General features: G+C 60.5%; 14 protein-coding genes. 7 read left to right on the forward strand and 7 right to left on the reverse strand.

Going from position 1 to position 20043, the window contains the following annotated elements; all coding sequences use genetic code 11:
• Positions 1–135 precede the first annotated feature (135 nt).
• From HUU46_14120 to HUU46_14140, 5 genes are all read right to left on the reverse strand, one after another.
• A complete protein-coding gene (locus HUU46_14120; GenBank protein ID NUM54777.1) occupies positions 136–2307 on the reverse strand; it encodes a hypothetical protein in 2172 nt (723 codons plus the stop codon).
• Entirely contained in the window at positions 2304–3644 is a 1341-nt protein-coding gene (locus HUU46_14125; protein ID NUM54778.1) for a DUF1501 domain-containing protein, read from the reverse strand. The genes HUU46_14120 and HUU46_14125 overlap by 4 nt, the downstream gene beginning before the upstream one ends.
• A 26-nt stretch (positions 3645–3670) precedes the next feature.
• Positions 3671–5239, reverse strand: coding sequence for a DUF1553 domain-containing protein (locus tag HUU46_14130; GenBank protein NUM54779.1), 1569 nt, complete (start codon positions 5237–5239; stop codon positions 3671–3673).
• 280 nt (positions 5240–5519) lie between these two features.
• Positions 5520–7715, reverse strand: coding sequence for an OmcA/MtrC family decaheme c-type cytochrome (locus tag HUU46_14135; GenBank protein ID NUM54780.1), 2196 nt, complete (start codon positions 7713–7715; stop codon positions 5520–5522).
• A gap of 255 nt (positions 7716–7970) precedes the next feature.
• Entirely contained in the window at positions 7971–9494 is a 1524-nt protein-coding gene (locus HUU46_14140) for a NapC/NirT family cytochrome c (protein ID NUM54781.1), read from the reverse strand.
• 295 nt (positions 9495–9789) lie between these two features.
• On the opposite strand from HUU46_14140, the gene HUU46_14145 reads away from it, so the two are divergent.
• From HUU46_14145 to HUU46_14160, 4 genes are all read left to right on the forward strand, one after another.
• Positions 9790–10641: a hypothetical protein gene (locus tag HUU46_14145; protein NUM54782.1), complete on the forward strand. Its 852-nt coding sequence runs from the start codon at positions 9790–9792 to the stop codon at positions 10639–10641.
• Between the two features lie 46 nt (positions 10642–10687).
• Entirely contained in the window at positions 10688–12364 is a 1677-nt protein-coding gene (locus HUU46_14150; GenBank protein NUM54783.1) for a hypothetical protein, read from the forward strand.
• Positions 12365–12386: 22 nt separating this feature from the next.
• A complete protein-coding gene (locus HUU46_14155) occupies positions 12387–13421 on the forward strand; it encodes a hypothetical protein (GenBank protein NUM54784.1) in 1035 nt (344 codons plus the stop codon).
• An 87-nt stretch (positions 13422–13508) separates the two neighbouring features.
• Positions 13509–14111, forward strand: coding sequence for a hypothetical protein (locus HUU46_14160; GenBank protein NUM54785.1), 603 nt, complete (start codon positions 13509–13511; stop codon positions 14109–14111).
• Between the two features lie 76 nt (positions 14112–14187).
• Here HUU46_14160 and HUU46_14165 read toward each other — a convergent pair whose 3' ends face one another.
• Entirely contained in the window at positions 14188–14331 is a 144-nt protein-coding gene (locus HUU46_14165) for a hypothetical protein (protein ID NUM54786.1), read from the reverse strand.
• A gap of 72 nt (positions 14332–14403) precedes the next feature.
• Entirely contained in the window at positions 14404–15792 is a 1389-nt protein-coding gene (gene hemN, locus HUU46_14170; GenBank protein ID NUM54787.1) for an oxygen-independent coproporphyrinogen III oxidase, read from the reverse strand.
• Between the two features lie 272 nt (positions 15793–16064).
• Here hemN and HUU46_14175 point away from each other — a divergent pair, with 272 nt between their 5' ends.
• The 3 genes from HUU46_14175 to HUU46_14185 all read left to right on the forward strand — a co-directional run.
• Positions 16065–17990: a PAS domain S-box protein gene (locus HUU46_14175; GenBank protein NUM54788.1), complete on the forward strand. Its 1926-nt coding sequence runs from the start codon at positions 16065–16067 to the stop codon at positions 17988–17990.
• A 20-nt stretch (positions 17991–18010) separates the two neighbouring features.
• Positions 18011–19780: a sigma 54-interacting transcriptional regulator gene (locus HUU46_14180; protein NUM54789.1), complete on the forward strand. Its 1770-nt coding sequence runs from the start codon at positions 18011–18013 to the stop codon at positions 19778–19780.
• A 52-nt stretch (positions 19781–19832) separates the two neighbouring features.
• Positions 19833–20043: transposase (locus tag HUU46_14185; protein ID NUM54790.1), on the forward strand; the 211-nt coding region annotated here is incomplete at its 3' end.

Consider the following 20043-nt stretch of genomic DNA (forward strand, 5'->3'; position numbering starts at 1 on the left):
CGCGCGCGTACGTTCAAAAAGCGGGCAGGGCCGGATTGGCCGCGGGTACGACGGCAACCCCTTCGACCTCGATGAGCCGGCGGGGCAGCACTTGGGTACCGTTCGACACGCGACCCTCCCATATCGCGCACTGTTTCATCGTGCCGCGACCTCAAAAGGTATTGCCGGCAACACGCCAACCGGTACCTGGCGCTTCGCCGCTGAAGGTTTTTCCGTTCGCTGCGGGCCGTCCACTTCTCGATAGGCTTCGACAATCAAGTTGTCGGACAATCCCGGAGCGGCTGCATCAGGTGAAGCGGCAACTTCGAGCACCATTCCATCGGGAACAACGACCACGTCGGTGAGGGCTATGCCCTTGGGGGGATCGCTGAGTCGCAGCTCTATCTCCGACAGGATCGGGCCGATGGGCGCCTTCACGTATATTTGCGCCGCGCCACCCAACGGGATTCGGACCGGCTCGTCCGATGCAAGCGCGATCCGGCCAGTCGGCTTTTTGGGCCCGAGGATCGATACGAGCAAGTTTTCGGCGGTCACCAGATGCCGGTAGCTGAACGCCTGCATCATGTCCTCCGCGGGCGTTGCACGGCGGCACACCTCCCTTCGCGCGATTTCCGCGCGGCCCTCCACCTCTATCGAAATTGGCTCTTCCGACGATGCGCGGGCCGCGGTAAGTGTCATGCGGACATGGTCTGCGCCCGCGGGAATCGTCGCACCGTCCAGCGTAAGGCCAGCGGGATCGCCTTTAATCGCAAGACGGATTTCTCCGGTAAACCCGTCTTTACGGAGCGCGTATGCGTGGACGACCGCACTGCGGCCGGCCTGAACGTTTATGCTGGAAGGAGCGATCCGCAATGCAAAATCAGGTTGGGGCGGGCTAATCCGGAGCGTATACCGAAAGTCGGGTCCGGCGTTGTGTTGTGCGTCCGATATTTCGACGCAATAGGCGCCGTCCGCCGGTAGCTGCGCCGTCACGTACGAGTCCGCGTGATGCGTAATGAGCCCCCTCTCGGCATCGGGATGGTCATCATTCCACGCGAGGACATTGCCCGTGCTATCGGTAAGGCGCAACAACGAATCCAGTGGAGAATCGAGTCGCCGCGCATACACTTCCGCGACAATCGCCATGCCGCTTTTGCCCTCAAAACGGTACACGTCCGCGTCGGCTTCCCGATCGATCGTTCCCTCAATCATGCATGGTGGCGCAATCGCCTGCGCTGACTGCCCGGTGTTATTGGGTTCAATTTCGTTTGTTTCCGGCGACGAACTGGTGGGCCGGGTGGAGTTATGACTTCCGGACTCCGTGTTGTCCAGCGCGATGCGGTACACAAAGTCCTCGCGGCCGCGGAACAGTGCGTCGCGGGTTTCCAAAACGTACGTCCCATCCTTGGGAATCGTGCATGCGAGGACCGGATCGGGACTGAAGAATTGATCGTCGGCTGACGCGACTCTGCGGCCATTGCCGTCGTACAGCGTGAGCACAGCCTGGAACCAGCCAGGGACCGCATCGGCGAGGTACGGCACGAGTTCGCGCGCCCGCGCGCGAGCCACGATACTTTGGCCCGCGCTCGCTTGGAACATGAAACGGTCAAGATCTCCGGGCATGATCTGCCCATTCACGACGGTGGGCGATCCTATTTCCGTCGCGCTATGGTCGGCGGCGAAGGGGCGAGGATCGTTTGGTTCTACTTCGGACGTTTCAGGCAACGTGCCGACATGAAACGGTATTGGATTCGTCAGGCCCGCCGCGGTTTTCAGGCGCAGCTCGCGTACGCCGGGGACCGCTGCGGGATCGATGGTAACGTCAACGAGGACGATTTCCGCGATCTGCGCGTTTAGTTGGTTCTTCTTGTCGAAAAACCTTCTCGCGACGCGTTCCAATTCGTCCATGGTCATTGTCTCGATGTTCTGAATCCACGGATGGTTGGGCAGTGGTACAAGGTCCTTGTCGACATTCGGCGGCTCGGCCGCTACTCGTTGCGAGTCGGACGTTCCGGCGGCGGGCTTCGCCCTGCCTGCGAGTTCGTCGCGCCTGTCCTTCAGCTTTCTACCCAACGTCTGAAGTTGTTGGTTGTTCAGCGGCTTGGCGTAATACGTGACTGTCCCACGCACTCCTTCCCCCGAAAGGTACACGGTTGCCGCTCCCGCCAAAGCCTGTCCTCCGGCAGTGACCTGAACGACGGACCCCTGTTGACCCCCCGCCGGATATACGTAGCCGACGCGCGGGTTTCGCGCAAGCGGCGATTGGCCCGATGCGACGAACACAAGCGACGCAACCAGAAGCAATGCGCATTTCTTCATGGAGTTCACATGATCTCGTGAAGGCGGCCCGCCCCGTGGCCGCCTGCTTGGCTGTCTGGCAAAACCGGTACGGTGACGCCACGCACGTTTGCCAACGGCTGCTCCGCATCGATGCCCATAAGTTCGTAAACGCTTCCTATGAGGTCCTCGGGCGCTACGGGGCGGTCCGTGACCTCCTCGCCGGTGTCATTCGAGGCGCCTACTACGTGCCCACCCTTGAACCCGCCGCCCGCGACGACACTGTTGAAGCACGCGCCGAAGTGGCCTCGCCCGCCATTCCACGGCGCTTCCCATTGGACCCGCGGCGTGCGGCCGAATTCGCCGGTCCACCAGACGATGGTGCTGTCGAGCAGCCCGCGATCGGAGATGTCCTGCAACAAGGCGGCCATGCCCTTATCCATTTCGGGCAACTTGCGGCGCATGGTCTCGAAATGCCGCTTATGCGTATCCCATCCTTTGTAATTGATCGTAACGTACGGTACGCCGCGTTCGACAAGGCGTCGCGCCATCAGACACGACTGGCCAAACGTATTTCGCCCGTAAAGTTCTCGAAGCCCTTCAGGTTCGTCGGATAGATCGAACAACTTGCGCGCGTCACCGAGAATCAGGTCGTAGGCCCGTTCCTCGCACGCGTCGAACAGAAGGAATTGCCGATTCTCCGGTATGGCTTTGCCGAGCGTGTCCAGGGCATGAAGGAGTTCGCGCCTGCTCTGTTGCCGTTGCAGCGAAATCCCGTCCGCGACGATACCTTCGACCGCGAACGGCGTACGGTTGGGGTCGCCGCCGGTCGCAAAAGGCTTGTATCGCGGGCCGAGCAGGCCCTCTTCGGAAAACCGACCCTGTAGTTCCGTCAAGATAACGTACGGCGGGATCATTCCCGAATATCCGTGGTCGTATCCTTTGAACTTCGAGACGACAGCGCCAACAGTCGGATACACAAACCGGTCGGGCATGTGCCCGGTTTGCACGCGGTAGGACGCTGTCTCATGGCTGTTCACACCATGCGTCATGCTGCGAACAACCGAATACTTGTCGGCCTGCTTTGCCAGCGAGGGAAGCAGTTCACCGATTTGAATGCCGTCGACGTTTGTCGGTATGGCCTTGTTCAGCGGGCCGCAATAGTCGTACCCCGCGCCCGGTTTGGGATCGAACGTGTCCAAGTGGGATGGACCGCCCCACATCCAAATCTGGATGACCGATTTCGCCTTTGCCTGCCGGATGGCGGCCGTCGCTGACGCTGGCGCGGCGTGCACCCGTACAAATCCCAGGTCGAGTAACGTCAAACCCGCCGCGCCAAAGACCGCGCTGCGTAGCGCCTCTCGCCTTGTAAGCGTTCGCTCGAACATCGCTCTCCAAATCTCCCGGCAATTCGCTAATGCCTGTACATGAACTCTTTGCTGTTGATTAGCGCCCATATCAGATCGTCGGCTGCCTGCCGCGGCGCGACTCCTTCGGCCGACGCGTATCGCCCTGCGACGGCAATTTCGTTTACCGTGGGAGGTCGCGACAATACGGCGACGTAGATCGCTCGAATCGCGTTGACACGGTCCTTCTTCGTTGCTTCGAGCATTCGGCGAAACCGCTCGCTCCGCTCGATCCGGCGCTGTATATCGCTCGAGTTCAAGAGAAATCGGCGTTGCTCGTCAGTAGGATCGTTGCTCCGTTCGGACAGAAGTCCCGTGTCTCGGGCCGGGCGGCCGAACAATTCGAGCATTGAACTGGTAATGCTTCCATCGGCCAGGGCAATCGTGCGTTCGGATGCCGGTACGAAACTGAACGGCTCCGGGATGGCGCTCGAGTACTCGACGGGTGTCGCCGTCAACCAACTTACGGCGTCGACAACGACCTCGGCATCCAGGCGGCGCACGGGGTAGCACGCAAAATACCGCTCGGCGTCGGCGGCCTTGGATCGCGGAATCGGTGACTGCTGGTACGTGCTCGAGTTCAGAATCATACGAAGCAAGTGCTTAACGTCGTACTTGGCGTCCACAAATTGCCGTTCCAAGTACGCCAGCAACTCCGGATTCACCGGCGGATTATCGGGGCGGAAGTCGTCCGCGGGGTCAACGATGCCACGCCCAAAAATCCAGGCCCATACGCGATTGACGGCGTTTCGCGCAAACCAATCGTTTGCCGGCGCAGTCAACCACGCTGCGAACGCGTGTCTTGGGTCGTCTCGCGCGGGAATTGTCGTTGCCGTCGCGTCTGGAAAAACTACACTGAGCGGGGAGGTCTGGCCTGGATCCAGAAGGACGATTTCCTCCTTCCACTCGTTCGTATTCTTGTATGCCACCCGCGAGAAGAATGCAGCCAGATTGGCGCGTTGTTCAGGGCTCCACGTATCTAGCCGGACTCCCATGAACGTTAGTGCCACGGCCGCCGCAAGCGATTCCGGTTCCCGTGATTGGACGGCGCGGTAGAAATTCACCTGAGGCACGCGAAAGTTGCTTCCGCTTGACGTGAGCAGTTCGCGTGCGAATTCGTCGTATGGCACGTTTCGATGGATTGCTTCGCGAATCCAACGGTGATACGCCTGCACGGCGTTTGGCCAAAGGTTTACCGGGAATTCCGATTTCGTTCGCAGCACGTCACACCACTTGAGCGCCCAATAGTCCGCGAATTCCTCGCGCTCCAAAAGAGATTCGATGACGGCGGACCGCTTGTCGGGCCGGGCGTCCTGCAAAAACCCGCGGACCTCTGGCGGTTCGGGCAGCGTACCGATTACGTCGAGATACACACGCCGTAGAAACACAGTGTCGGCGCATAGATTCGCCGGTTCGATGCCGCGCGCCGTTAGCGAAGCGAGTACAAGCGCATCAAGCTCGCCGTGCGAAGCGAATGGAGTACCGCTGTCAAAAGGACTTGGGTCGTCTGGCTGCGCATCGGCCGCGGGCGCAAAGCCGGCAAGAGCGGATAACACGAGGAACGATAGCCGTTTCATCCGTTTCCCCCTCATGCGCCGGCCAAGCGTCTCGTTCCCCCGAACGAGCTGCCGGAACTCGCATGGCCGCTGACTGCTGCCACATCAGTTAGAACACGGATGGGCCTGGAGAGTTCCGGACAGCGCCGGTCGAACATACCGTTGAAGTGCATGTATGAATACACGCGATAGTACGCCGTGATATACGACAAAAGCCGAGTCCCCCTCGTGCCCGCTTCAGCGCGAGGGGGACCCGTTTCTAACTACAGTCTCCCGATGGGAGGAGACGTACTGCCGGCTGTTACGGTGTCATCATGTGGACTTCTTCCACTGCAAACTCCGCTTCGGTTCCGTGACACACTTCGCAGGACTCTTCGCCGCCAAGCAGGTCGGAGTTCAATGCGGCATGCAGTACCGCAGCAAAGCTGTCATGGCACGAATTGCACGCCGCCGACTGCGGAAGCTTCGTCAACACGGGCTGGCCGCCATTCTCGGTAATAACCGTTGGCAGGGCTTCCGGTGCCGTCGGAAGATTGCTCGCGCCCTCCGCGTGGCAAACCGTGCACTGGCTCAAGTCGGCCGGGAACCGGACGTCGTCATAGACATGCGCCACGTTGCCGAACCCGTACGCGGTATACCCGTTTTCGAGTTCCTCGCCGCGGTGAATCGCGTGCAGCATGTCTTTCAGGTTGACGGTTTCGGGATCCGCATCGGAGCCGAGCGCCGGGTCGCGGCGTGTCTCGTCGGTTTGAAGCGTCGTGTGGCACATCAGGCAGTAGTCCACACCCACGCGCTGCTCGCCGTGCGCGCGAATCTCGCTATGGCACTTCGTGCAGCTCTCTTCGAGCACCGACACGCGCCGCTCGACCGGGGCCTTCGCGCCCAACGTGAAGATGAAGCGCTCGTTGCCTTCGACGCCTTGCGTGACGGACGCGCCGTCATACGTGAAGGTGCGGCGCGATTGAAGCGCCATCGCAAACGTGTCTTCCGATCCGAGCGGAAGCGAACTGCCGAACGTGTAGGTGTACGCGCCGCCGCCGTTGTTCACGAACGTTCCGGTCGCGCCGGAGCCTTTGAACGTATTCTGGATACGTGTCGTGTACTCTTCGACCGGCCACGCGATCACGCCGCTAAGCGAAATTGTCGTATCGGATTCAAGGTTGGTAATCGGCGTTCCGTCGCCGTTCATCGCGTTAAACGTGATTTGCAGCTTGGGCGCCGTATCGGCGTCGACGATGCTGTAGCCGGTAACGTCGTACTTCAACCCGGGTGCTTCTTCTCTCTCCGTTGGAAGCAAGTGCGCCTCGAAAATCGGCGCCACACCCGGCTCGGTCGGACGATGGCACGTCGAGCACAGCGAATCGTCTTCCAGCGGAACGCCGATCAAGTGCGGCTCGTATCCGTTCGGTGTCTCCGCGTCATCTCCGAACCATGTGCGGTCGTGACATGATGCACAACCCGCCATCGTCGGATTGTCGAGATGGTACGTTGCCGAACCGTCTTTTGCCGTTCCGGAGTGGCACACTTCGCAATTGCGAATGTCCTGCGGGAATACCACGTCCGAATAGTCGTGGACGGTGTTGCCAAAACCGACGATCTGGTAGGGCGTGCCGCCTTCTACGCTCGGCAGCGCTTCGCCCATATGGATTTTGTGAATCATGACCGCCATGTCGACCGAGTTGCCGGAGTTGGCGTCGGTGCTTTGTGGCGTATGGCACATGATGCAAAGTTGAATCTCGCGGCGGATGTCGCCGTGCAGCGACAGACGCGTATGGCACTCGTTGCAGGTCTGCGTGTCGACCACGTCGCGGGTCAGTACTTCCTTGCCGCCGTCGGGCCGGAACGCCTGAATGGCATTCGCGCGATACGTCTCGCCCGTCGCGCCGAAGACCCGGCGGAATTGGCCGCCGATTTGATGGCTTGCGGCCTTGTCGTAATCCGCGGGAATCGCAGTCGCGAACTTATACCTGAATACGCCGTTGTTCTTTTGCTTCACGCCGGTCAGCGCCGCCAAATCGTACGTCGCCTGGATTTCCTCGTCCCCGCTGTCCAATACGCCATCCGGGTTTTCGACTCGAGTGTTGTAGCTGACGTACTTCATCGTGCTGCCGTTGCCGGGATCCTCGAGATAGGCGAGCAGGAACCGTACGTCGGTGAGTTCGTTCTTGCCGAGCGTCTCGCCCCGTTCGTCGGTCGCCGTGAATTCCACAATCGGACGCAGGTCTTTGGGTATCTTCACTTTGGTGATTGTGACCACGAGCCCGGGAGCGTGCCCGCTATACTGCCCTGGGTACGCCGCCTTCTCGTCCGCTTCTTCGAGAAGCGCGGCATCGACCACCCCGGTATCTACCCCGGCCTGGTCGATGACCACCTCGAAGTCCGGGACTGAACCCGCCACTTTCGTAGTGCGGGGACATCCCGTTGTCGCGAGCGCCAGGGCCAGTGCAAGCACCATCAGCGCCACACCGGCCGTTCGATTTGGGGTATAAGTTCTCAACACGGCGACCTCCTTTCACATCAGCCCGGTGCACAATGGGCATAAGGGCATGCGAATCACGCACTAATCGTGCCAGTTTTCACGATTTGTACTTCCACAGACTTGCCCCAATAATAGGTACTTTTCCCAAATATGTACTCTGCCCTCGATGAATAGACATCCCGCAGTGTCTTTTGCTGCGCAGGATTGTCCTAACACATCTGCGCAAAATGTAGCGCGATTGAGCATGTTTTGACTCCGTCGCTTCTGTCGTCATTAACCGGGCTGCGCGCCGGATTCCGTCTCTTCGCCGGGAGTGGCCTCCTGCCCTCCAGCCGGTTCGGACGCAGTGAGAATCCCCAGATCGGTCAGGACCTGCGGGTTCTGTTCTTCCACTGCCAGTATTGTGTGACACATCATACAGTCGTCGCTGACGATCTTCGATGCGTCTTTTGTCTTGTAGCTGCCGTCATGGCAGCGGTAGCAGCCCAGCGTGTCGAAATGCCCGATGTTGTTGATGTAGGTCCCCCAGGTGACATTCATGCCCGGGAACACGTTGCGGCTGTATATCGCCTGGGTTTCGGCGATTGCGGCGTTCACCGCGTCAGCCTTTGCCTGCAGGACATCGGGGTGATTCTCGCGGAAGTGCGATTCGATTCTTCGGGTAATCTTTTCCAGGTCGCCCTTTTCGCCTACGGCTTCCGTCAGCGCTTCGACGGCGACTTTTCGGATGTAGGGCAGGGACTTGTCAATCTTTCCATGATTCAGCGCTTTATCGACGGCATCCTTCGGCAATTCGAAGATGTGCGTGGGGCGGTTGTGACAGTCGATGCAGTCCATCGTGCGCACTTCGGCCTTCGCGAGGTCTTCGGGGGCCGGTTCTTTTCCGTCCTTGAAAAACTCGGTGATGGAGCCATCCGGTTCCTTGACGCGGATGGACGCGATTTCCTGGCGTTGCGGATCGAGCGCCGTGTAGGTGGTCTCGCGGCGTGGATCGATGTGCCAACTGTGTATCCCGTGTTCGGAGCCGCCGCCGCCAATGTGCATCAAGAGCACGGTGTAATTGGGCGTGTTCGCTTCGTCTTCGGAGAAGTGCGTGATAACGCGCACGCGGTCGCCGGTGAACTTGTTCGGCTGATGACACTGCTCGCAGGTGTCGCGCGACGGGCGCAGGTTCTCGACCGGCGCCGCGATCGGCCGCTCGTAGGTGTTGAAGGTGACAGCGAACAATTGCCAGGCGCCGGACAACTTCGATTTTACGAACCACGACGCGCCGGGGCCGATGTGGCACGCGGTGCATTCGACACGCGAATGCGGCGAATTCTCGTACGCCGCGAACTCCGGCTCCATCACCGAGTGACACGCCTTGCCGCAGAATTCAACCGAATCCATGTAGACAACGCCGCTGTAACTTGTCGTGCCCAGCACAACGAAGTTCACGGCGGACAGGAACGCAATCATCAGCATCACGCGAATGGTGCGGGGGTTATTAAAATCGATTTTCGGCAGCCCAAGGTCCTTGCCCGGTCCCGACTCGACCCCGGCCTTGCGGTCACGCCGCCGCGCGATAACCGCGCCAACCGGAATCATGAGCAGTCCAAGCACAAAGAATCCCGGCATGAACAGGAAAGTAATCATGCCGATGTATGGCGCGCGAATGATCCCGACAGCCTGCGACCAAATCAGCGAGACAATGATGATGAAGCTGAACGTCGTCAGCGTGGCGCCGAAAATCGTCAGCCAGTTCCGGCCCAACAGCCAGAAGAAATACCGTAGTGCATTACCGAAAGAACTCTTCATGCGTCCCCCATGAAGGGCCACGGCTTCCGGGAGCCGCATTGCCCGTTCCGGTACCCACTAAGCAAGGGCGGTGCCGTAGCCCACGGCAAAGCCTGATACTCCCGGCGCTATACGTCAAATGATGCCCGCGTATCACTCTTATAGCCCGGTTTTTGCGAAATCGCAAGGCCATCCGGCCACGGCGGGAACACAGGGAACAGGACTTGCTACACCGGATTTGCGACGGGCCGCCCACGACCCTGTATTCGCGAACCCGGCCAGACCGGCCTTGACATGAAAGCGGTCGTGTGTTTTCATGCCTGTGCTGCGTGGGGTAGTGCGCGGCAAGAAGGGGGAACGCGTGAGCAGGGTTGGCAGCTTTACCCTGGCGGTGGGCGTAGCCTTTTCGTCCGTATTATTTGCCGGATGTCCGACGGGCACGCCGGGGAACATCGGCAGTGCGGCGACCTGTCTTGCCTGCCATAACGGCCGTGTCGCCGAAGACATGCGCTACCACCTGATCGGAAACCATCGCCTAATTGCGTGCGCTACCTGCCACATCGGAAGCGAAGCGCACGTGCAGGCAGGCGGCGTGGGGGGCGGGCTCATCAATCCGGCCAACTGGCCCATCGAAGAGTTGGCCGCCGTTTGTGCGCAATGTCACAGAAAAGAAGTGAAGGGCTTTCTCCAAAGCAGGCACGCCGCGGTGCGCATCGCTTGCGACCGTTGCCACGACGTGCACGCGCCCGTCCGCACGCGCGGGCCTTACGAAAACAATCTCCTTTGCCAATCCTGCCACCTGTTCGATTGGCCGACCGAGGCCGCGGTCGAAGCCCATACGAACCATCCCGTTGACCCGGCAGGTACCGGCGCGTCGCGTTGTGTCGGGTGCCACATGCCGGCGCAGACGCGTTCCGACGAACCCGGGCAGGAGGACAGGCTGCACTCCCACACGTGGATGCCCATCCCGCCGATTACCTCGGCGAACCAGGCCGCGGACGGCGAAACCGTGTTGCCCAATTCGTGCGCAGGAACAGCCGGATGTCACGATGGCAGCGTCGCGGCGGCGCCCATCTTCAACATCGACGATCCCGTGGAAATGACCGGCCTGCAAGCCTTGTACGATTTCTTCTATCCCGAAAAGGTTGGGGGCGCGAGCGGACCGTGAGCAACGTGCGGGGGACTATGAGCGGTTACGATGCGAGTGATGGCATATGCGGCGCGTGATCCGTTGCACGTGGTTGATTGCCGCAGTGTGCGTGCTGGCCGCGGCCGTTGTCGCGGCAGACGATGCGGCACAGGCGTCGCCCGAAGCGCAACCACCCGCGGAAGCTCAGACCGGGGCCGCTGAAAAAACGGCCGAAACGCCGCCGGCGGAGCCTTCGGCCGATGTGAAGGCCGAGGAAGCCGCGCCGGAAGACGCCGAAAAACCGAAGAAATGGATTAGCGGCGAATTCAGCGCGGACGCCGATGCGATCTGGTCCAAGCACAATGAAGAAGTCGATCTGGACCAGACACTCAAGTTGAACCTGGAAATCCCGGGCTACGAGAACTTCCACGTGCGCAGCATGTTCTGGCTGCGGGAGGACATCGATTCCGACAGCGAACGCAACAACCCGCTACGCGATATCGATGACAATGAAGGGTCGGACGTCACCGGCGACGTCGTGTACCTTCACCTCGATATTGACGACGTCTGGGGAGATTCGCTACTGCGAATCGGACGCCAACGGATACAGGAAGGGCCCTCGTTCGCGCGCATTGACGGCTTGTACTTCAAAAAGAATATGGGCGCGTGGGACTGGTACGCATTCGGCGGCTGGCAGGCGTCGCTGTACGATCAGTCGTTCGACGACCCCGCGGTTGGCGGCGGTATCGCCTGGCAGGCGGGCGCGAACACACGCATCGCGCTGGACGCCTACTATCTCGAAGAGGACCGAATTCACTACGAACACTACTACCGCCCGCGCTTGAGCGACCTGCTGTACAACGACTACCCGCGCGGGACTGACAATGACATCGCCGACTCCGTTGTTTCGCTTACACTTTGGCAGGCGATTACGCAGAATCTTCGATTGATGGCGCGCCTCGATCTGCACGACGGCTCCCATTCCGAATTGACGCTCCAAGCGACCGGATACGCCCCCTCATGGCTGCTCAGCTACGAGCTGCGCTACCGCGGGCTCTACGGCGATCTCGATGACCGCGCCAGCAGCCTTACGAGCTTCTACCGCATCCTCGGGCCGGAGCAGTCCTACGACGATTTCCTGCTCGTTCTGCATCGCCCCCTCACCAAGAAGATTACATTGTCGCTCGAGGGCGAGATTCGCGAGGTGGACAACGATTATCCGCGCTGGGGTTGGAGCTACTGGGACCAGGCGTTCGAGTATCCCGATAAGACGAACCAGGATTTCGTCCGCTACGCAGCCACATTATCGGCGGACGATCTCGTCTGGGGTCTCGACGGCAACATCGTGTTCGAGTACTGGGACATCGACGAATTCGAGGACAGTTGGAACGTCGGCGGCGAAGTGAGCAAGTCGTGGGACGAATTCACGCTGACCTTCGGCGTCGATTACCGCCACTACGAAACCCTCGACACCGACTATAACATCTGGCCCTATGCGCGGAACCAGTTCCGGCGCGCGCTCGCTTCGCTGGGCGGCAACAACAGCCCCCTCAATACGTTCTATTATGATTCCAACTTCACTGTGCGGCTGCGCGACGTGAAGCCCGTCGAGTATAGCGACGATATCTTCGCCGTATCGTTGGAAGGAAAGTGGGCGTTCGCAGCAAACCAGTCGTTGTCGCTCGGGGTGACCTTCGAGGATGACGACACAGACGACTCGCCATATTGGCGGATTCGGTCTGGCTACACGATTCGGTTCTAGGGCAGAGGTGGAGAGTGAAGACATGACCCAGCGTCAGCGGATACTTTGGCTGGTGTTTGCGGTGGCCGCAAGCGTCGTTATCGGCGCATGCGTGTCGTCGACTATGCCCAAGGCCGCCAAAAAAGACCGCGGGGTCCGCGTCAACCACAAGATTCACGCCGAGCAGAGTCTCGATTGTTCGACCTGCCACGAGCCCGCCGAAGGCGGCAGGATGTCGATTGCCGATCACGAAACCTGTGTCGTCTGCCACGAGTTTAACATGGACCAACCGACCCCCGAAGTGTGCAACAAATGCCACACCCGCGGCGACGACTATACCGTCGATGAACTCGTGTCGCGAATCAAGCCAGAGCTGAAATGGGGCCACGAGCCGCACGCCGCGAAAGAGGTCGCGTGTGACCAATGCCACGGCGCGGACCCGGACGTCGATGGATTGCCCGGCGGTTCGCTCAAGCCGATGTGCATGGACTGTCATGGCAAGACCGACCCGAAATTGAACGAATGCTCCGTGTGTCACAACGAAATGAGCGCGCAGGTCGTGCCGCAGTATCGCGGAAAGTCGCGCATCCAGCACGATGTGCCCGAGATATGGGCCCACACGCACGGCAGCGAGTCGCGCGTCGATCCGAAATTCTGCGCGATGTGCCACACCGAACAGAATTTCTGTGACACGTGCCACACAACGCAAGCGCCGGACGATCACACCGCAACGTGGCGGCGAAAGGCCCACGGTATCGAGGCCTCGTACGATCGCAACAAGTGCAGCGTCTGCCACGAAGAGGATTCGTGCCTGAAGTGCCACCGCAACACGGAGCCGGAATCGCACAAAGCGGCGTGGGGCGCACCAACGAACAACCACTGCACGTCGTGCCACTATCCGCCGACGAAGGACAATTGCACGGTATGCCATGAATCCGTGCAGCACATCACCGCGCCGCCTTCGCCGCACCGCGCGCTGATCTATCCGCCGAATTGCCGGCGATGCCACCCGGGCTCGACGCCGGGGCGCGCGCCGCACGCGGTGAACACAACGGTGAGCTGCAAATTCTGCCATTGAGAATATGGCATATGTCTTGCTCGTCTATTTGGAAGCAGCAGTCAAGACGCTTCCCCGTGCGAAGCGTCCAGCATAAGGAGGGTAAAGATGCGAGTTAGACTCACCCATTGGGCAGCCATAGCAGTAGCCGTCGCGGCCGTGTGCGCATTCTCGGCGCCCGCATTCGCGCAGGATGCCACGTACATCGGCGCGGACGCGTGCAAGGTTTGCCACAACAAGAAGGACACCGGCGAGCAGTACAACAAGTGGAAGGCTGAAGCGCACGCGAAGGCATTCGAGAACCTGAAGACCGACAAGGCAAAAGAAGTGGCGACAAAAGCGGGTATCACGAAGCCGCCATCGGAAGCCCCGGAATGCCTCAAGTGCCACGCGACGGCGTTTGACGCGGCAAGCGCTAAGACGCCGGAAAAGATTAACCCCGCGCTGGGTGTGCAATGCGAGGCGTGTCACGGCCCGGCGTCGCTGCACCAGAAAGAAGGCATGAAAGCGTTAAAGAAGGACCCGACCGCGAAGACCGCGGAAACGCAGACCAAGCCGGACGTCAAGACGTGCGAGAAGTGCCACAACAAGGACAATCCCACCTACAACCCGGAACGCTATACCTTAAAGGACGGGACAAAGGCGGACTTTGACTTCGAGCAGGCCTGGGCAAAGATCGCGCACCCGAATCCGGCAAAAGAGAAGAAGTAACGCACATCGCAATTGAACACTGGCCACCGCGTCTGTATTCGCGCGGTGGCCAGTGTGTTTGTCCGCGTGCGCCCGGTTACAGAAATCCCAGGAAGTATGTGCCCAGATCGAGCCCAAGGAAAAGTAGCTGAAGTGCTACGCCAACAATCGACGTGACCCCGCCGAAAACCGGTTGCAGGAGTTGAAGCAAGAAAAACAGTGTCGCCAGATCAATACTCATTCGTTAGTCTCCCCATGATTTGCGAAATTCTCCACGCCCCCAATTCCGCGCCAACCGTGTCCGACGCGCGGACTAAACCGTCCGCGAAAACGCGTGCTGCATTCCTCTTCTCAAGTATGCGTCGAAAACCATCGCGACATTGCGTACAAACACCTGCCCCAGCGACACGACGCTCACGCCAGTATCGTCCACCGTTACGAAGCCGTCGTCGCATAGCGGGGCCAAATCGCGGCGCTCAGCCGCGAAATACGATGCGAAGTCCACACCCCACCGGTCTTTCAGCTCCGCGAAATCCAGGTGGAAGTTACACGTGATTTCGCGAATGACCCACGCCCGAATCTGGTCGTCGCGCGTCAGGTGGCATCCACGGGCGGTTGCGAACCGGCCCCCGTCCAAGGCCTGGAAATAACGTGAGAGCTTCTTTTCGTTTTGCGCCAGCGCCCCGCCGATATCGCCGATTGCCGACGTGCCAAACCCGATCATGTCGGGCGCCTGCTTCACCGTGTAACCCATGAAGTTTCGGCTCAGCCGGCGCTCGCTCACCGCCACGCTCAGTTCGTCGTCAGGCAGTGCGAAGTGGTCCATACCGATGGCCCGATAACCTGCCTGTACGAATTTCCACCGCGCGGCCGCCAGCAGTTCATATTTCGCCGCGCCGCGCGGCAAGTCGTCTGCGTTGATTTTTCGCTGGTTGTGCTGGGAGTCCGGCAGGTGCGCGTAGCTGTACACCGCCAGCCGGTCCGGGCGCAACGCGATCACCGAATCGAGTGTCTGCGACCACGAATCCAGGGTTTGCTTTGGGAGGCCGTACACGAGGTCGATATTGACACTCTGCATGTTCGCATCGCGGCACAACTCCACCAACTGCGTCGTCTGCTCGCCAGTCTGATTGCGGTCGATCGCCGCCTGGACCTCCGCGTCCAGGTCCTGAACGCCCATGCTGACGCGGTTAAAGCCCAGCGTGCGCAGCGTGTCGATCTGCTCGGCGGTGGTCACCCTCGGGTCCGCCTCGATGGCAATCTCCGCTCCGGGCTCGATAATGAACCGCTTCGTTATCGACTCGAAAAGCGTATGCATTTGCGCAATGGTCAGGAAGGTTGGCGTGCCGCCACCCCAATGGAGCTGGTTTACGGAGCGCCGATTTCCGAGGGCGCTTGCGGCCATTTCCAGTTCCTGATCAAGGTACTGGAGGTACTTATCGACGACCGTCATTGACTTCGATATAATGACGTTGCACCCGCAGAACGCACATCTATGACTACAAAATGGGATGTGGACGTACAAAGAAAGCGAGGCGTCCGACCGCGATGCCGCCCCCAGCGCCGTGCGGTAATCCGCATCGCCAAACGAATCCGACCATGCGGGTGCGGTGGGATAACTCGTGTAGCGCGGGCCGGGCTTGTCGTAGCGGATCAGAAGTTCCGCGCTTACCCGATCGCTCGGCGCTTCTATTTGCTCTATCTGGACCGTACTCACTGTAGTGCTCTTGATTACCGATCCTGCCCGCTTTCGTGCCTACGGCGCAAGCCCCGTGCCCACACGTCAACATGCTGGTCAGCCTATTGTACACCAAACGCATTGATTCTGGATTTGCTACATCCGGAAGCGTAGAATTACACTATTGCTCAGAGCACAACCGTTCAATTCGCTGGGATCTGGGCTGGAAAGCAAGGGGGAGATGCCAAACGCGGCGGGACCCGGGCAGCGCTGTGTACGCTGCCGCGAGAGTTCACATGTTTGATAGCAGTTCTGCGGAGTACACGAGCGACTTCTGGCAGCACAAGGATTGGGTCGTAGGCCTGGTCGAGTCCGCCGTGGACGGCATTATCGTCATCGACGAACGCGGCGCCATCGGCTACGCGAACGCGGCGGCGCTCCGGCTGTTCGGCTACGAGATGGACGAGGTCATTGGGCGCAATGTGAGCCTCCTAATGCCCGAGCCCTACCGAAGCGCGCATAGCGACTACATCGCCAGTTACCGCCAGTCCGGCGTTAAGAAGATCATCGGGATAGGCCGCGAGGTAGCCGGACGCAGGAAGGACGGCGCCGTATTTCCCATGCACCTCTCGATCAGCGAGGTGACTGTGGATGGGCGGCGCCTCTTCACCGGAATTACGCGCGACATATCGCGAGAGAAAAAAGCGGAAGAGTCGTTGCGCGCGCTGACGTTCCGCTACGAAGCGATTCTCGCCGCCGCGCCCGATCTGATCGTCGAAGTCGATCGCAATCGCAAGCACGTATGGATGAACCAGGCGGCGCTGAATTTTTACGGCGACGACGCCATCGGCCGCGAGCCGGCCGACTACTTCTACGGGCCGCAAGACACCTACGAGACCGTCAGCCCGCTCCTCGAAGGATTGGACGAGACCGTCTACGTCGAGAGTCTGCAGCGCCGAAGGGACGGCGAACCGCGGCTCTTGGCGTGGTGGTGCCGTTGTCTGCGCGATTCGGAAGGCAAGGTCATCGGCGCGCTGTCTACCGCGCGCGACATCACGAACCGGAAGCGCAACGAGCAGGAGCAGAAACGCCTGCTCGGCGAACTGACCGAGCGCAACAAGAAGATTACGTGCCTGTACAGCGTCGGTCGTGCGATCGCCGCCGCCAAATCGGACCAGGACCTGTTTGAAGCGTTGGTCCAATTGATTCGCCCGGCGTGTTACAAACCCGAAACAGCGCGCGCCCGCGTCACCTACGACGGCCAGCAGTACGCCGAGCCGGGCGTGCAGGAAACGCCGTGGGGGTTTGCGTCGGATATACGGGTCGGCGGACGCAAGCGCGGATCGATCGAGGTGTTCTACCTCGAGGCGCGCGACCAGGACGAGGCGCGCCATTTCCTTCGCGAGGACCGTGACCTGATCGAAGCCATCGCGCAAACAATCGGCGAGACCGAAGAGCGGCGGTACGCCGAGGCCCAGGTCATTCAGGCGTCGAAGCTCGCGTCCGTCGGCGAACTTGCCGGAGGCGTCGCGCACGAGATCAACAATCCCATCAACGGCATCATGAACTGCGCGGACATCCTCATGAGCAGCGTGCGCGAGGGGACCCGCGAGCGGCAGTACGTCGAACTCATTCGTTCGGAGGCCGATCGCGTTGCAATCATTGTGCGCAATTTGCTGACGTTCAGCCGCCAGGAACGCGAAGAACACAGCCAGGCGCGCCTCACAGACATCGTGAACGTGGTTCTGTCGCTCTCGGGAAAGAGCATTGCGAAAGCGCACATCGATCTGACCGTCGACGTGCCGGAGGACCTGCCCAAGGTGCGCTGCCGCAGCGAACGCATCCAGCAGGTCCTGATGAACCTCATCATCAACGCATTGCACGCGCTCGAAGAGCGATACCCCGGCGCGGACCCGAACAAGAAATTGTTCATTCGCGGCGCGGTGGTCAGTCTGTTCGGCAGGCGGCACATGCGGCTCACCGTTGAAGATTACGGCACCGGTATCGATCCGACCCATATAGACCGGTTGTTCGACCCGTTCTTTACAACCAAGGGGCGCGACAAAGGCACCGGCCTCGGGTTGTCCGTTTCCGACGGTATCGTGAAAGAGCACGGCGGCACGCTGAGTGTCGAAAGCGAATTCGGAAATTTCACCCGCTTTCACGTGGACCTGCCGCTGGATACCGCGCCCAACGGCGGCGATCGCAAGGAGAATAAGTGATCCATGACGGAGACATAGCGATGAGTTCGGACGATAGCGCGCAACCGCGCGTATTGATAGTCGAAGATGAGGCCGTCCTGCGATTGACGTTCGCCGAATTCCTCAAGGACGAGAATTTTGACGTCACGACCGCGGGCAACTACGAAGAGGCCTCCCGTGCGCTCGACGGCCCGCAGTTCGACGTCGTCGTGACCGACATCATTCTGGAAGGCAAAACGGGGATCGACGTGCTTCGCCTGACACACGAGCGATTCCCCGGCACCGCCGTGATCGTGATCACCGGCGAGCCAAACGTCGAAACCGCCGCAAAGTCCGTTCGATTGGGCGCGTTCGACTATCTCGCGAAGCCCGTCACGGGACGCGAACTCAAACGCGTCGTCCGGCTCGCGTTGGACCGCAAGCGCGTGACGGACGAGCGCGACGAGTATGCCGCGCAGTTGGACGTGTACCGCCGCGAACTCGAGGCAATCTTCAACAGCGTGAACGAAGCGATTGTCACCGTGGATGGAACGCTGAACATTCGCCAATCGAACGCCGCCGCCGACGCGTTGCTGGGCGCGAATACCGGCGAACTCGCCGGGAAACCCGCGGACCACGTGCTCGTTGCGGACCTGGCGCCGGCGCTCGACGCATTGCGGAAGACGCTGCTCACACAGCAGCCGGTCATCGAATTCAACGTCGAGGCGAACCTGCCGCACGCAGGGACCAAAGTGCTCCTCGTCAGCGCGGTGCCGTTGCTCGATCCCGGCAACACGCACGCGGGCGCGGTTCTCGTCGCGCGCGACGTCACGCGCGTGTCGCGCCTCGAAAAGGAACTCGAAGACCGCCAGCAATACCGCAATATCGTGGGCAAGAGCCAGCGCATGCGCGAGGTGTTCCAACTCGTCGAAAACGTCGCCGCGACGGACTCGACCGTGCTCATCTACGGCGAAAGCGGGACGGGAAAGGAACTCGTCGCCGCCGCGCTCCATTACGGCAATCCCCGCGCGAAAGGGCCCTTTATCAAAGTGAATTGCGCCGCGCTCTCCGACGACATCCTCGAAAGCGAACTCTTCGGCCACGTGAAGGGCGCGTTTACCGGCGCCGTGCGCGACCGCGTCGGCCGCTTCGAGGCGGCCGACGGCGGCACCATTCTGCTCGACGAAATCGGCGACATCTCGTTTCGCCTGCAGCAACGGTTACTGCGCGTACTACAGGAACGCGAATTCGAGCGCGTCGGCGACACCCGCCCCATCAAGGTCGACGTGCGCATCATCGCCGCGACCAACCGCGATCTCGCCGCCAAAATGCGCGCCGGCGAGTTCCGCGAAGACTTGTACTACCGGCTCAACGTCATTCGCATCGAACTGCCGCCCCTCCGCGAACACAAGGAAGATATTCCACTGCTCGTCGACCATTTCTGCCGGCGGTACAACGCCGAACTCAAAAAAAACAACCTCGGCCTCGCGCCCGAGACCATGGATATCGTCATGAACTACCGCTGGCCGGGAAACGTCCGCGAACTCGAAAATTGTCTCGAGCGCGCCTTCATCGTGTGCCACGACTCCGTAATCTTCCCAAAACATCTCCCGCCCGAAATCCAGGGCACATTCGCGGGCGCATTGGCCGAAGGACACGTAGACGGCGGCGACGGCCCCTCCGGCGCCGACCCAAAAGAACGCATCGTCGAAGTCCTCCGCCGCACCGACTGGAACATGGCCAAATCCGCCCGTATCCTCGGCATCGCGCGCAACACCCTCTACCAGCGCATGAAAACCTACGGCATCTCCCGCGAGAACAATTTTAAATAGGGACAGCCACCTGTTATTTGCATTGTGGCCGCGGATGGTGTACCATGCACCCATGCCACGCATCGCCCGAATCGTCATCCCCGGCTGCGCGCACCATATCACCCAGCGCGGCAACAACAAGCAGGACGTCTTCTTTGTCGACGACGACCAGCGCGTCTACCTGAGTTTGCTCAAGCGCGCCGCGGCCGCGCACGGCCTCGTCGTTCACGGCTACTGCCTCATGACCAACCACATTCACCTTGTCGCAACGCCCAAGGAAGAGG

The organism is Candidatus Hydrogenedentota bacterium, from assembly GCA_013359265.1.
Classification (GTDB): Bacteria; Hydrogenedentota; Hydrogenedentia; order Hydrogenedentales; family SLHB01; genus JABWCD01.

Coding starts and splice junctions, on each gene's coding strand:
- HUU46_14125 (NUM54778.1), bottom strand. CDS start 3,644: ATGTTCGAGCGAACGCTTACAAGGCGAGAGGCGCTACGCAGCGCGGTC.
- HUU46_14130 (NUM54779.1), bottom strand. CDS start 5,239: ATGAAACGGCTATCGTTCCTCGTGTTATCCGCTCTTGCCGGCTTTGCG.
- HUU46_14140 (NUM54781.1), bottom strand. CDS start 9,494: ATGAAGAGTTCTTTCGGTAATGCACTACGGTATTTCTTCTGGCTGTTG.
- HUU46_14145 (NUM54782.1), top strand. CDS start 9,790: ATGCCTGTGCTGCGTGGGGTAGTGCGCGGCAAGAAGGGGGAACGCGTG.
- HUU46_14150 (NUM54783.1), top strand. CDS start 10,688: ATGCGGCGCGTGATCCGTTGCACGTGGTTGATTGCCGCAGTGTGCGTG.
- HUU46_14155 (NUM54784.1), top strand. CDS start 12,387: ATGACCCAGCGTCAGCGGATACTTTGGCTGGTGTTTGCGGTGGCCGCA.
- HUU46_14160 (NUM54785.1), top strand. CDS start 13,509: ATGCGAGTTAGACTCACCCATTGGGCAGCCATAGCAGTAGCCGTCGCG.
- HUU46_14165 (NUM54786.1), bottom strand. CDS start 14,331: ATGAGTATTGATCTGGCGACACTGTTTTTCTTGCTTCAACTCCTGCAA.
- HUU46_14175 (NUM54788.1), top strand. CDS start 16,065: ATGTTTGATAGCAGTTCTGCGGAGTACACGAGCGACTTCTGGCAGCAC.
- HUU46_14180 (NUM54789.1), top strand. CDS start 18,011: ATGAGTTCGGACGATAGCGCGCAACCGCGCGTATTGATAGTCGAAGAT.